11 protein-coding genes are annotated in these 13,748 nt (G+C 60.7%); 4 read left to right on the top strand and 7 right to left on the bottom strand.

Features of this window, described 5'->3' with window-relative positions; translation table 11 throughout:
* Nucleotides 1-6: 6 nt before the first annotated feature.
* From BN1800_RS23420 to BN1800_RS23390, 7 genes are all read right to left on the bottom strand, one after another.
* A complete protein-coding gene (locus tag BN1800_RS23420) occupies nucleotides 7-996 on the bottom strand; it encodes a beta-ketoacyl-ACP synthase III (RefSeq protein ID WP_087001373.1) in 990 nt (329 codons plus the stop codon).
* Complete coding sequence (locus tag BN1800_RS23415) at nucleotides 984-2,264, bottom strand: adenosylmethionine--8-amino-7-oxononanoate transaminase (RefSeq protein ID WP_087001372.1); 1,281 nt, start codon at nucleotides 2,262-2,264, stop codon at nucleotides 984-986. Before BN1800_RS23415 ends, BN1800_RS23420 begins: the two co-directional genes overlap by 13 nt.
* Nucleotides 2,261-2,899 (bottom strand): dethiobiotin synthase, encoded by a 639-nt coding sequence (bioD, locus tag BN1800_RS23410; RefSeq protein ID WP_087001371.1) that lies wholly within the window; start codon nucleotides 2,897-2,899, stop codon nucleotides 2,261-2,263. The genes BN1800_RS23415 and bioD overlap by 4 nt, the downstream gene beginning before the upstream one ends.
* Nucleotides 2,896-4,041 (bottom strand): 8-amino-7-oxononanoate synthase, encoded by a 1,146-nt coding sequence (locus BN1800_RS23405; protein WP_087001370.1) that lies wholly within the window; start codon nucleotides 4,039-4,041, stop codon nucleotides 2,896-2,898. Before BN1800_RS23405 ends, bioD begins: the two co-directional genes overlap by 4 nt.
* Complete coding sequence (gene bioB, locus BN1800_RS23400; protein WP_027510341.1) at nucleotides 4,038-5,045, bottom strand: biotin synthase BioB; 1,008 nt, start codon at nucleotides 5,043-5,045, stop codon at nucleotides 4,038-4,040. The genes BN1800_RS23405 and bioB overlap by 4 nt, the downstream gene beginning before the upstream one ends.
* A gap of 156 nt (nucleotides 5,046-5,201) precedes the next feature.
* A complete protein-coding gene (locus BN1800_RS23395; RefSeq protein ID WP_027510342.1) occupies nucleotides 5,202-5,870 on the bottom strand; it encodes a GntR family transcriptional regulator in 669 nt (222 codons plus the stop codon).
* Nucleotides 5,871-5,930: 60 nt separating this feature from the next.
* Nucleotides 5,931-7,652, bottom strand: a complete 1,722-nt coding sequence (locus BN1800_RS23390; RefSeq protein WP_087001389.1) for an ABC transporter ATP-binding protein — start codon at nucleotides 7,650-7,652, stop codon at nucleotides 5,931-5,933.
* Nucleotides 7,653-7,837: 185 nt separating this feature from the next.
* Between BN1800_RS23390 and BN1800_RS23385 the strand changes: the two genes are divergently transcribed.
* The 4 genes from BN1800_RS23385 to fhuB all read left to right on the top strand — a co-directional run bounded on the left by BN1800_RS23385 (nucleotide 7,838) and on the right by fhuB (nucleotide 13,729).
* Nucleotides 7,838-8,602, top strand: coding sequence for an ATP-binding cassette domain-containing protein (locus BN1800_RS23385; protein WP_210191291.1), 765 nt, complete (start codon nucleotides 7,838-7,840; stop codon nucleotides 8,600-8,602).
* Between the two features lie 152 nt (nucleotides 8,603-8,754).
* The gene (locus BN1800_RS23380; protein WP_087001367.1) at nucleotides 8,755-10,875 is read left to right on the top strand and encodes a TonB-dependent siderophore receptor; all 2,121 of its coding nucleotides are present in this window, start codon (nucleotides 8,755-8,757) and stop codon (nucleotides 10,873-10,875) included.
* Nucleotides 10,875-11,732: an ABC transporter substrate-binding protein gene (locus BN1800_RS23375; protein ID WP_087001366.1), complete on the top strand. Its 858-nt coding sequence runs from the start codon at nucleotides 10,875-10,877 to the stop codon at nucleotides 11,730-11,732. Before BN1800_RS23380 ends, BN1800_RS23375 begins: the two co-directional genes overlap by 1 nt.
* Nucleotides 11,729-13,729: a Fe(3+)-hydroxamate ABC transporter permease FhuB gene (fhuB, locus tag BN1800_RS23370; RefSeq protein ID WP_087001365.1), complete on the top strand. Its 2,001-nt coding sequence runs from the start codon at nucleotides 11,729-11,731 to the stop codon at nucleotides 13,727-13,729. The genes BN1800_RS23375 and fhuB overlap by 4 nt, the downstream gene beginning before the upstream one ends.
* Nucleotides 13,730-13,748: the final 19 nt, after the last annotated feature.

Here is a 13,748-nt window from a genome sequence, read left to right as displayed (position 1 = left end):
AGGGTCTCAGAATCCGAGCACCACGGCACCACCGGTCAATCCAGCACCCGCAGCGGCCAGAAGCACCGTTTCCCCGGAAGCAAAACGACGTTCTTCGTTGGTAATCGACAGCGACAGGGGAATGGTTGCGGCGGACGAGTTTCCGTAATCACCAATCGTGCTGACGGCCTTCTTGGCTGGTATGCCCAGCTTCTCGCATACAGCGCTGAATATCCGCGTGTTGGCCTGATGCGGGACGAACCGGCTGACATTCTCGACCGCGACACGCGACTGATCGAGCGCCCGCATTGAAGCGGCCGTCATCATCTCGACGGCGCGCGAAAACACCTCGCGTCCATCGCGCATCGTCATGAGAAAATCCTCCGCCCTCATGCCCGGCGCGAAGGGGCGGCTGCTGCCTCCGGCCGCAATCGAGATCAAGTCATAGCCGCTTCCGTCAGCAATAAGATCGACGCCGAGGAGACCGGTGCCGGATCCCGTTGATGGCGAAAGCACGACCGCACCGGCAGCATCGGCAAACAGAACCGAGCTTGCGCGCTCGGCCGGGTTGATCCGGCGGCTCAAGATGTTTGCCGCAACGACGAGCACCGGTTGTCCCTGGGTGCGGACAAAGCCGTCGGCGAGCGTGAGCGCATAAAGAAAACCCGAGCAGGCGCCTGCAAGATCGATCGCTCCGGAATTCGTAAGGCCGAGGTGATGGGCAAGCAAGGGGGCGGACGGCGGCAGCAAATGGTCAGGGGTCGAGGTTGCAAGCAGCGTCAAGGCGATTTCGGCCCGGTCGACACCTGCATCGCTAAGCGCCATGGCGCCCGCGTTGGCCGCCAAAGCGCTAAGCGTATCACCCTCTTCCGCCCAATATCTGGAGAGAATGCCCGTACGACGTTCGATCCAGCCGGATTCGAGGTCAAGGGCCGTCTCGATCTCGCTGTTGTCGACCCGTCGCCCCGGCACGCTGTGACCGAAGCCTGCCAGCCGCGACGACCTCACAATCGACATGCGGGTGCTCCAAAATGCGAGGCGGCTTCCCCGATCGCGTCATAGGCGCGGCCGAGCTCTTCGGCGGTGACGCAATAGGGCGGCATCAGGTAGATGACGTTGCCGAGCGGCCGGATCAGCAGACAACGTTCACGGAAGAACGCGCGCAACTTCGGCCCGACGTTTGCCAAGTAGCCGTAACCACCGACTCCCACATTGAGGTCGAGAGCAGCAATCGTTCCCTTTTGCCGGACGTTCCGGAAGCGCGTGTCCGCGGCGAAGCGGGCCAAAGGCCCGCGATGCGCCTCCGCGAGAGTATCGATCCGCGCCTTGACCGGCTCATCCCGCCAGACCGCAAGATTGGCAAGGGCTGCTGCGCAGGCGATCGGATTGGCCGTGTAGGAACTTGAATGGAAGAAGGTCTTGCGGCGGTCGGAAGAGAGATGGGCCTCGAATATTTCCGCCGTGCACAAAGTCGCCGCCAACGGCAGAGCGCCCCCTGTGAGGCCTTTCGACGTGCAGAGAATATCCGGCGTGATCGCAGCCTGTTCGCAGGCAAAAAGCGTTCCCGTGCGCCCCCAGCCGGTCATCACCTCATCGGCGATGAGAAGCGTTCCATGACGCTCGGCAATCTCCTTGAGGCCGGCAAGAAGCGACGGTGGATACATCTTCATGCCGCCTGCCCCGAGAATGAGCGGCTCGACCAGCAGGGCTGCGACTTCGCCTGACCGGCAGAAGCACTCGAAGGCATCGAGCGTTTCCAGCTCGCGGCCCGCCGCTGGAAACGGCAACCGGTCGACGGCAAAAAGCAGCGGTTCGTAAGCGGCATTGAACACGCCGCGCTCGCCCGCTGACATCGTGCCGATCGTGTCGCCATGATAGGCATGCTCCATGACCGCGATACGATTGCGCCGCTCACCTTTATTGTGGAAAAAACCGAGCGCCATCTTCAGCGCGACCTCGACTGCGGTCGATCCGCTGTCGGAGTAAAAAACATGGGCCAGGCCCGGCGGCGCAACGGCGATCAGGCCCTCGGCCAGCTCTTCGGCCGGCGCATGTGTGTATTCGGCGAAGATGAGCTGGTCATAGCGCTCCGCAGCGGCAGTAATCGCCTTCATGATCGTAGGGTGCCGGTGGGCGTGGGTGATCACCCACCAGGACGAGATGGCGTCGAGAACGTGGTTGCCGTCCTCGTCGATGAGGTAAGCGCCTGCCGTTTCCACGATCCGCTTCATCGGCGGTTCCAGCGCGTGCTGGGTGAAGGGATGCCATACGACCGAGCGTGTCATGCCAGCGCTCCCTTGATGTGCTCGATATCGACGTTTCTGCTGAAGGCTTCGCGCAGTGTCTCGGGCGTGACGGTCGGCAACCACGGCAGGCGGCCAAGCGAGCGAACGCCCCCGATCTCGGCAATGACCCGCTGCGTTTCGGCGTTCTCGTCACCGATGAAGGCAATCCCAAGGATCGGGATTGCGCGGTGCTTCAGCGCCTCGAGCGACAGCAGCGTATGATTGATTGTCCCGAGCGCAGTCCTGGCGCAGAGAATGACAGGAACCTGCCAGCCGGCAAAAACATCCGCGAATAACAGCCGGTCAGTAAGCGGCACGAGCAGGCCGCCGGCACCTTCCACGATCAGCGGCTCATCGGTTTCAGGCAGGGCCAATCGGTCGGAGGCAATCGTAATGCCGTCGCGCCTCGCAGAAAGATGCGGGGATGCCGGCGTCTTCAGCCTATAGGCCTCCGGAATGATCCGCGCGGGAAGAACCCCGCCAAGCCGCATGACGGTTTGGCTGTCGGTCTCTTCCTCAAGTCCCGATTGCACCGGTTTCCAATAATAGCCGTTGAGAGCTTGCGTCAGTGCCGCGGCGAACATGGTCTTGCCGATCCCGGTATCCGTGCCGGTGACAACGTAACGCTTCGTCACGCGCGCTCCTCCACCATCACTGCCGCAAGCCGTTCTAACATGCTGGAGATCATGCTGGAATCGACGTTCAGCGTGATCGCGATCCTCAGCCGGGCGGTACCCTCAGGAACGGTCGGCGGCCGGATTGCCCGGATGTCGAAGCCCTCGTCACGCATGCGCGTGGCAATCCGGACGGCACGCACATTGTCGCCGATCATCACCGGCAGGATCTGCGATCCGCTGCCCTCGACACCAGTTGCAGCCGTGAGTGCGGAATTTGCAAAAGCCCGCAGCGCGTCGAATTCCGAGCGCCGTTGCGGCTCGTCGTCAAGAACCCGCAGTGCTTCGCGAACAACGGCCGCCATCAAAGGCGACGGGGCCGTCGAATAGATGAAACCACGGGCGCGGTTGACGAGGTAGTTGCAGATGACGGCACTGGCCGAAAGCAGCGCTCCCGAAACGCCAAGCGCCTTGCCGCAGGTATGAAGGACGATGAGGTTATCTTGCGCTTCCAGACCTGCCGAAAGACCGCGCCCCCCCGGGCCGAAGACACCGGTCGCATGCGCTTCGTCCACGACCAGGAAGGCGCCATGCGCGTTCGCGATGCCTGCAAGTTCGGCAAGTGGCGCGCGATCGCCGTCCATGGAATAGAGGCTCTCGACGGCAATCCAGGGCCTGCCGGTACCGCCCGCCTGGCGCCATTTCCTGATTGCCGCATCGAAGGCCTCGACATCATTGTGCAGGACCGGCATCGCCTGCGCCTTGCCCGCCGCGATCCCCTCATGTGCACTGGCATGGATCAGACCATCGTAGACGATGAGGTCCTCGCGTTGCGGAAGGGTCGAAAAGAGGGCGGTATTGGCGGCGTAGCCGCTGCCGAAATAGACGACCCTTCCGGTCCCGAAATATGCGGCAGCTTCGGCCTCCAGCGCCTCGTGCTCCGGATGATTGCCGCGCAGCAGTCTTGACCCCCCTGCCCCGACCGGAACGCCGCGCTCGATCGCCTCGGCAATCGCGTTCTTGAGACGCTTCGATTGAGCAAGCCCCAGATAATCGTTCGACGTGAAGTCGATGCCGCTCTGGCCGATCAGCGCACGTGCACGGCCCTTTCGTTCAAGGCCAGCCAGCGTCCGCTCGTAGCGGGCAAGGCCCGCAAAGCTCATTGTGCCGTCTCCGGTTCTGCTGCACCCAGCTCCATTGGCCTCAGGCCAAGACGGCGAAATAGAGCGCTGTCATGATCTTCCCCGGGATTGTCGGCCGTCAGCAAGGTGTCGCCGATGAAGACGGAATTGGCGCCGGCGAAGAAACAGAGGGCCTGCATCTCGTCGCTCATGCCGGTGCGTCCCGCCGAAAGCCGCACATGCGAGGCCGGCATCAGAATGCGGGCAAGCGCAATCGTGCGCACGAAGTCGATCGGGTCGACGGGTTCGGCGTCGGCAAGCTTTGATCCCGGGATCGGGATCAGCATGTTGATCGGCACGCTCTCGGGCGGCACGGGAAGGTTGGCAAGCGTCACCAACATCGCGATGCGGTCCTTCGTCGTTTCACCCATGCCGAGGATGCCGCCGGCGCAGACCTTTATGCCGGCATCCCGGACGTTTGACAGCGTCTCCAAACGGTCGGCAAAGGTCCGCGTGGTGATGATCTCGCTGTAGAAGCGCTCGGAAGTGTCGACATTGTGGTTGTAATAGTCGAGGCCGGCCTCGGCGAGCGAGGCCGATTGAGCGGGCGTCAGCATCCCAAGCGTCATGCAGGTTTCCATGCCGAGCGCCTTGACGCCGTGAACCATAGCGACGATCGCGTCCATGTCGCGGTCCTTGGGGCTGCGCCATGCCGCTCCCATGCAGTAGCGCGTCGCACCACCCTCCTTGGCCTTCCGCGCTTCGGCAAGGACGCGCTCGACTTCCATCAGCTTCGAAGCCTTGAGCCCGGTCGGATAGTGTGCGGACTGGCTGCAATAGCCGCAATCCTCCGCGCAGCCGCCGGTCTTGATCGAAAGCAGACGGCTCATCTGGATCGCATTGGGGTCGAAGTTCTCGCGATGGACGCTGTGTGCACGAAAGAGGAGATCATTGAATGGCAGATTATAGATAATTTCTGCCTCATCGATCTGATATGGGACCGGGAATGCTATCTCACGCTCATTTCCGCTCGCGCTATCAGCCATTTTACCCTGCATCGAATCAAATCCTCTCCCGCAAATGCGTTGATATAGATATCTTGCATTTTTATCTATAATTATCCGGCGCAAGGTAGCGCAAGGGGCAGAGTCCAGATTTCTGCAGATAACAGATTGCGGCGATGCAAATCAGACCGGCGGCATCTAGCCGACGATCGCGAAACGTTCGGCATCAGGAGCGGCGCCGCTTCTTGCCGGCCGGCGGCCGATCCACTGAACATGCCGCTCCAGCACCGTTGCCGCGTGCTCCGTTTCGCCCTCACGAAGGAAGCTAAGGATCGCCCGATGATCGCGGTCCTTCGGCGTCATCCAGCCTGAATTCCAGGTCGCGAACAAAAACCGCGCGCTGGCGGCATGCAGATCGTCGATTGCCGCCAACAGACGGGGCATCCCGCATGGCGACAGGATCAGGCGATGGAAGCGCCTGTTGGCGGATTCCCAGCCGCGAACGTCGAGCGCCTGGTCGCCTTCAAGGATGGCGCGTTCTGCCTGATCGAGGATGGACGGCGTCAAATGGGGAGCGGCATGACGAAGCGCCAGGACCTCGAGCGCGGCGCGCATGCGCGCCACTTCCTGCACTTCTGCAAGATCAAACGATGCGACCCTGACGCCCCGCCTTGGCTCGCTGATCGCAAGCCCCTGCGCCTCCAGCCGCCGGAGTGCTTCGCGCACCGGCACATGGCTGGAGCCGAATTCCTCGGCAATGTGATCCTGCTTGAGTTTGGAGCCGGGTTCGAGTTGCCCTGTTACGATCCGGTCGGCAAGAACGCGGCTTATCCGTGCGGCAATGGTCTCGTCATTATGGTCGGTCATTTTTTATAGATAATTCGCTTCGGCACGGCTGTCGAGACGGCAGCCATCATGGGGCAATTCTCAGGAACTGATCGCGACCTGGGCATCGTAGAGCCGCCTGTAATGGCCGCGGCGCTCCAGCAATTCGGCATGCGAGCCCTGCTCGACCACACGCGAGCCGGCGACGACGATAATTCTGTCTGCATCGCGTATCGTTGCCAGCCGGTGTGCGATGATCAGCGTGGTGCGGCCTTGCGCGAGCATGGCCAGCGATTGCTGGATCTCGCGTTCTGTTTCGGTATCGAGCGCGGACGTCGCCTCGTCGAGAATGAGGATCGGCGGGTTCTTTACGAACATGCGCGCAATCGCCAGGCGCTGCTTTTGTCCGCCCGACAATTTGACGCCGCGCTCGCCGATGAGGGTGTCCAATCCGTTCGGCAGCGATACGATCATGTCGTCGAGCTTGGCGCGCCTGGCCGCCTCGACGATATCCGCTTCGGTGGCGTCGAGCCTTCCATAGGCGATATTCTCGCGGATCGTCCCAGCAAACAGGAAGACATCCTGCTGCACAACGCCGATCTGACGCCTGAGCGAGGCAAGCGTCATATGGCGGATATCAATACCGTCCACCGAGATTGCCCCGTTGCCGACTTCATAAAAGCGCGGCAGCAGCGAGCATATCGTCGTCTTGCCGGCACCGGATGGGCCCACAAATGCAACTGTCTCGCCTGCCTTGATCGTCAGATTGACATCCTGAAGTGCGGGCTTGCCGGAACTGTAGGCGAAGGACACGTCTTCATAGATGATTTCGCCCTTCAGGTGGTCGATATCGATCGCATCGGGTGCGTCTTCGATGTCGGGCTCGGTGTCGATCAATTCGGTAAACCGCCGGAAGCCGGCGATGCCCTTCGGATAAGTCTCGATGACGGAATTGATCTTCTCGACGGGCCGGAAGAAGACGCCGACCAGGAGCAGGAAGCCGATGAAGCCTCCCGCCGTCAACTGTCCGGCCAGAACGAAGTAGCTGCCGGCGATCATCACAATCATCTGCGTCAACCGCATGCTGATGTAGCTGAGCGACGTGCTGGCGGCCATGATGCGATAGGCTTCGAGCTTCGTTTTCCGGTAGCTTTGATTGTCGTTTTCGAAGAGCGCACGTTCATGGTCCTCATTGCCGAAGGCCTGCACGACCCTGACACCGCCGACGCTCTCCTCGATCCGGGCATTGAAGTCGCCGACGCGTCCGAAGAGTGCCCGCGAATTCCTCGTCATCCGGGTCCCGTAGCGGCTCGTCACCCACGCCGTCAGCGGCACGATGACGGCGGTGACCAGCGCCAACTGCCAATTCACTGACACCATCAGGATAAGTGCGCCGATGAACGTCATCACCGCTATGAAAAGATCCTCGGGACCGTGATGGGCAACCTCGCCGATCTCTTCGAGATCCTTGGTGAGGCGGCCGACCAGATGCCCCGTCTTCTGGTTGTCGTAATAACTGAAGGAGAGTTTCTGAAGATGATCGAAGGCCGCGCGGCGCATGTCAGTCTCGATATTGATGCCGAGCATATGCCCCCAATAGGTGACGATCGCCATCAGGCCCGTGTTGATCGCGTAGACCACCAGAAGACCGGCAGAGGCCAGCAGAATAAGCAGCCAATCCTGGCCGACCAACAGCCTGTCGACAAACAGCTTCACGGCCATCGGAAAGCCGAGCTCGAGCAGGCCGGAGACGATCGCGCAGCTGAAATCGAGCACGAAAAGGCCGCGATAAGGCCTGTAGTAAGAAAGGAAACGGCGAAGCATTTCGACCTTTAAAGGTATGAGCTTAAGCGGCGGCATTGACGATAAGCGCGCATTGATGCGAAACGTGACCCGCATTCTCATATTTTTTGACGGGAGCCAATAGGGCGCTGTGCATGACATTGCATCTTGATAAGAAACGGGCAACTGCCGCTGAGGCGAAAGGTTCCGACGCGGGCACCGCTTCCATGCTCTCGCTTCGAGGCGTCAGCTTCGTCATCGAAGGCCGTACGCTGCTGCATCCGCTGACGCTGGATTTTGAAGCCGGCAAAACAGTCGGGCTGATCGGCCATAACGGTTCCGGAAAATCGACGCTGCTGAAGCTTCTCGCCCGCCAGCAACAGCCTTCTTCCGGCACGATACGCTTCGAAGGCAAGGCGCTTGCCGAATGGCCGGGCCGCGCCTTTGCCCGCCGCCTCGGCTACCTGCCGCAGCAGACGCCGGCAGCGCCGGGGATGCTTGTCAATGAGCTTGTCGCACTCGGCCGCTACCCCTGGCATGGTGCGCTTGGCCGCTTCGCAGAAGCAGATCGCATTAAGGTTTCCGAAGCGCTGGAACTTACAGGCATCGCCTCATTCGCCGGCAGGCTTGTCGATACACTGTCGGGCGGAGAGCGCCAGCGCGTATGGCTGGCTATGCTTGTGGCGCAGGATGCCGATTGCCTGCTGCTTGACGAACCCATCTCCGCACTCGACATCGGCCATCAACTCGAAGTGCTGACACTGACCCAGAAACTCTCCCGCGAGAAGGGCCTCAGCGTCATTGCCGTGCTTCACGACGTCAACATGGCGGCGAGATTCTGCGACGAAATCGTCGCGCTGCATTCGGGGCGCTTGATCGCGCAAGGAACACCCGCCGAAATCATGAAACCTGCCGAACTCGACAAGATCTACAATGTCCGGATGGATGTGATGCAGCAACGATCCGGCCGGCTTGTGGCGGTGGCCCAATAAAATCCCTGGATTGCAAGTTCGAAGGCGGGCTTTTTCACGCCTGAAAGTTGACAGTCATTGGCAACTTTAATAGGTCTCGGCCTGGAAGCCACGGCCCCGCGCCCCAGCCACCAGCATTTCATTTCGATATCGAATTTGCACGGGGAGCAGCGATGTCCTTTCGTTCCACGCTTGGCCGCACCATTCTTTCTCTTTCATGCAGCACAGGCTTTTTTCTACCAGCGATTGCGCAGGATCAGGCAGCGACCGTGCTGCAGCCTGTCGTCATCCAAGGGGATGGCGGTGCAGGCAGCAGCGGCATTTTCGAAGAGGATGGTTACGTTGCGAAAGCCGGGCGCGCAGCCGGAAAGAGCGATACCCCGCTCATCGAAACGCCGCAGTCCGTGTCCGTGATCACGGCGAGTCAGATCGAGGCGCAAGGTGCCGAAACGCTGAATGCGGCCCTGCGTTATAGCGCAGGCGTCGCCGGCGAGAACAACGGCTCGGATACCCGCGGCTATGGCCTGCAAATCCGCGGCTTCAACGTCTCCGACGAAATCTTCTATGTCGATGGCCTTCATTCGAAGGGAACCGAATTCGCCTCCTTCCTGTCGCTGGAGACTTACGGCGCCGAAGCCATCGAGCTTGTGCGCGGCCCGGCTTCCGTACTTTACGGGCAGAACAGCCCCGGCGGCATCATCAACTACTCCAGCAAACGCCCGACTTCCGAAGCGTTCGGCGAAGTAGGCCTCAGCGTCGGGAGCTTCGATCGCTACGAGGCACAATTCGACATCGGCGGTCCGATCACCGAAGACGGCGTGTTCAGCTACCGTCTGACGGGTTTCGGCCGCAAGGGCGATACACACGTGGACTTCGTCAACGACGATCGCATCTACCTCGCACCCTCCGTCAAATGGGCGCCGGACGACGAAACGAGCCTGACGGTCTTTGCGAAATACCAGAAGGACTTCACCGGCTGGGGCATCCAGTTTCTGCCGGCATCCGGAACCGTCCTGCCGAACGAAAACGGCGAAATTCCACGCGACAGGTTTGTCGGCGAACCGGATTTTGACCGCTATGATCTGACGATTGCGACGATCGGCTACGAGTTCGAGCACCAGATCGACGAGACGTGGGCTTTCCGGCAGAACGCGCGCTATTCATATCTGAAAAACGTACAGGAAGGCGTTTTTGGCAACGGACTTGCCGCTGACGGACGCACCCTCATGCGCTATGCCGACGAAGGTCGGTCGCAGCTCGCAAGCTTTGCGATCGACAATCAGGCAGAGGCAATGTTCGACACAGGTCCGCTCGAGCATAAGATGCTTTTCGGGCTGGATTATCAGTATACGCATTTCAAAGACTGGGGCACTTATGCCGACGTCGATCCTATCGATGTCTTCAATCCAGTCTACGGTTCGCCGCTGCCAGCACTTGATGTCTATACCGACGCGAAGACGACGCAGCACCAGGTCGGCCTTTATGTGAACGACCAGGTCAAATTTGATAAATTCGTGCTGACGGGCGGTCTGCGTCACGACTGGGCGCGAACGGAAACGCTCGAGCAGCTTGACGGTAGCCGTACAGACAAATCCGACAGCGCCTTTACCGGCCGCCTCGGCCTTGTCTATCTGGCCGACAACGGTCTTGCACCTTATGCCAGCTATTCGACCTCGTTCATGCCGGTCCTTGACGATCCGAGCTTCGACCCGGAAACCGGACGGCAGTACGAGGTCGGCGTGAAGTATCAGCCGGAAGGCTATAACAGCTTCGTCACTCTTTCGACGTTTGATCTGACGAAAGACAATGCCGTTCGCTATCAAGGAAGTACTGCCGTGCAGAGCGGAGAAATCCGCTCACGCGGCATCGAACTCGAAGGCGTCGCAAGCCTCGATCAGGGCTGGGATATCAAGCTCGCTTATGCCTATCTCGATACCGAAATCATGGACGATACCGAGGGAACCGGCGGCAACACGCCCTACGCCGTGCCGCGCCATCGCGCGTCGCTGTGGGCAAAGTACACGGTCCAGCGCGGCACGCTGGAGGGTCTCGGCCTTGCCGCAGGTGTCCGTTATATCGGATCGACCTATGGCGACGATGCGAATTCCTTCAAGGTTCCGAGCGCCACGCTTGTCGACCTTGCCGCAAATTACCAGTGGAAGGACTACGAGTTCCAGCTCAACGTCAGTAATCTGTTCGACAAGCGCTATGTGGCCTCTTGCTTTTCAGAAACGGCCGGATGCTTTTTTGGCGAGGGCCGCAAGATCGTCGGCTCGGTGAAATACCGTTGGTGATGTTTACCCGGCGGACATTACTCGGCGCGCTTGCAGCATCGCCTTTCGCACCGGCGGCCTTCGCAGGGCTGCCGCGACGCATAGTCTGCCTCGAATGGACGTCGGCCGAAATGCTCGTATCACTCGGTGTGCCGCCATTGGCGGTTGCCGATCTCAAAGGCTATCGGGACTGGGTCGCTGCGCCCGCCCTGCCCCTGTCGACACTTGATCTCGGCGCTCGCGGTGAACCGAACCTCGAAGTGATCAGCGCGCTTCGTCCCGATCTGATCGCAGGCGCCTATGGCTACGGGATCGACGAAACGATTTACACGCGCTTTGCGCCGGTGTTCAGGGTTCCTTTTTATGAAGGCATGAGCACGCCGCTTGCCCAGGCGGAAGCCGAAACCATAAAGCTCGCCGCGATCGTTGGACGGCAGGACGCAGCACGAAACCTTGTTAGCGAAACCATGCGGACGATCAATGATACCAGAGACGCCCTTCATACCCGTCGGGCTGTACCGATTGCGATCATCAGCATGTTCGACGACCGTCAGGTGCGGGTCTATGGCAGGGGCAGCCTGTTTCAAGACGTGCTTGACCGCGTCGGCCTTGTCAACGCGTGGACCGGAGAGACATCCCAATGGGGATTTTCAACCGTTGGCATCGACGCGCTTACGGCAATCGGCAATGCCCGCCTGATTTCGCTCGATCCCATCCCGCCGCATATCCGCATCCGCATTGAGCAGAGTTCGCTCTGGACAAACCTGCCCTGTGTCAGAGCCGGAAATGTCGCAACGATCCCGCCGGTCTGGCCCTTCGGCGGTTTGGCCGCTGCCGCCCGTTTCGCCACTTTTATCAGGAACTTCGTGCAGGCATGATGGTGATCGATCAGCCAATATCGGCGCAACGCAGCGACCTTTGGAAACTGATCCTGCTCGTCACCATCCCGGCAATTGCCGCGATGGTCCTGACCTTTGGCGGCGCGGAACGGCTGTTGCCGCCGGCCTCCTGGTGGTCCGCGCTTGTCAATACCGACAATGCGAAATCGGAAGAGCTGCTTTTCCGGCATGCCTTCATGCCGCGTGTCGCTGTCAGCATCCTCGCCGGCCTGGGGCTCGGGCTCTCCGGCATCTTAATCCAGCATCTGCTTCGCAATCCGCTGGCAGAGCCGACGACGATTGGCACGAATGCCGGAGCGGGGCTGGCCTTGACTGTCGCAACGCTCTACGCCCCCGACGCGCTCGCAAACGGACGCGGTGCCATCGCCCTTCTGGGCGGCGCGCTAACGACGCTCGTCGTCTTCGCGCTCGCACAGCGCCGGCAATTTTCGCCGGTGGCCGTCATTGTCTCGGGGCTTGTCGTCAGTTTGACCTGCGGCTCGGCGAGCGCCCTCCTCATGGCGATCAACCGCGAGTACACCGAGGATCTTTTCATCTGGCAGAGCGGATCGTTGATCCAGAATGGCGACGCCATCGCCCGAACCCTCCTTCCGCAGATTGCTGTTTGCAGTGTCTTGGCATTCATGTTCCTGCGGCCTTTGCGGCTGCTGGAAGCCGGCGATGAAAGCGCCGGCAGCCTTGGCATGAGGCCGGCAGCCATCAGGCTGATCGGTCTTTCGATTGCAGTAGCAATGAGCGCATTCGTCGTTGCGGCAGCCGGTGTCATAAGCTTCATTGCACTAGCCGCCCCTGCCTTCGCGCGCATAGCCGGTGCAAGGACGCTGCTGCAGCGCATGGTCTGGTCGCCTCTGATTGCCGCCTCGCAGCTTTGGCTGGTCGATCAACTGATCCAGTTCCACTTCGGAGAGGTGGCATTTCCGGCAGGCGCTGCGACAGCACTACTCGGCACGCCCTTGCTGTTCATCTTCCTGCTTCGTTTGAAGACCGTCACCCTGGGCAGCCGAGAGGGCACATTCACCGCCGTCACTCCTTGCGGAATGCCGGCGCTTCTTCTGCTTGCCGTCGCACTCGTTGTTGCAACAGGTCTTGCTTTCTTCCTGGGAAAGGGTGCAAACGGCTGGGGTTGGATCGCGGCAGCACAGATTGGCGAATTGGCCGAATTGCGGCTGCCACGGATCGGCGTGGCGCTTGCGGCCGGAGCCATGTTTGGCGTTTGCGGCACATTGCTCCAGGGGATGACCACAAACAGCATGGCCGCTCCCGAAGTGATCGGTGTCTCAGGTGGGGCGAGCCTCGGCGTACTTGCTCTTTTTGTCGGCACGTCCAGCATCGATCGGCTTTCACTGGGAGTGGCCGCAAGCTTCGGCGCCTTCGCAACACTCGCGCTCGTCCTGTTTATCGCTGGCCGGCAGCGCCTTTCGCCGGAGAAGCTTCTACTAGCAGGCACATCTGTGACGACGCTTGCTTCGGCGCTGGCCGCTCTCGTTCTTGCGAGCGGCGATCCGAGAACGGACTTCCTGCTCGCCTGGCTTTCAGGTTCCACTTATACGGCGACGCCCAGCCAGGCGATTGCGACAGTGGTTGTTGCGCTCCTTCTTCTTTCTTTGGCGCCTTTGACGGTCCGCTGGCTCGCCGTCCTGCCGCTTGGCGAAACCGTGTCGCGCTCGCTAGGCCTCGGTGTCGTTTCCGCTCGCGCCATCCTGCTTTGCCTCATCGCAATTCCGACGGCCGTCGCAACACTGGCGATTGGACCTTTAAGCTTCGTCGGGCTGATGGCGCCGCATTTCGCGAGAATGTCGGGTTTCCGCAAACCGGCCGCCGAAATATTCGCTTCTGGCCTTTACGGCGCAATCATCCTGATTGCGGCCGACTGGGCGGGAAGAACCATCATTTTTCCGTGGCAGATACCGGCAGGTCTGCTGACAGCTCTCGCCGGCGGCCCGTTTTTTCTGATCGCGATGAGCCGCTCCCGATAGACATCGCCTTCCGCCTTTT

The organism is Rhizobium sullae, assembly GCF_900169785.1.
GTDB classification, from domain to species: domain Bacteria; phylum Pseudomonadota; class Alphaproteobacteria; order Rhizobiales; family Rhizobiaceae; genus Rhizobium; species Rhizobium sullae.
This window is presented reverse-complemented; position numbering and strand designations above follow the sequence as displayed.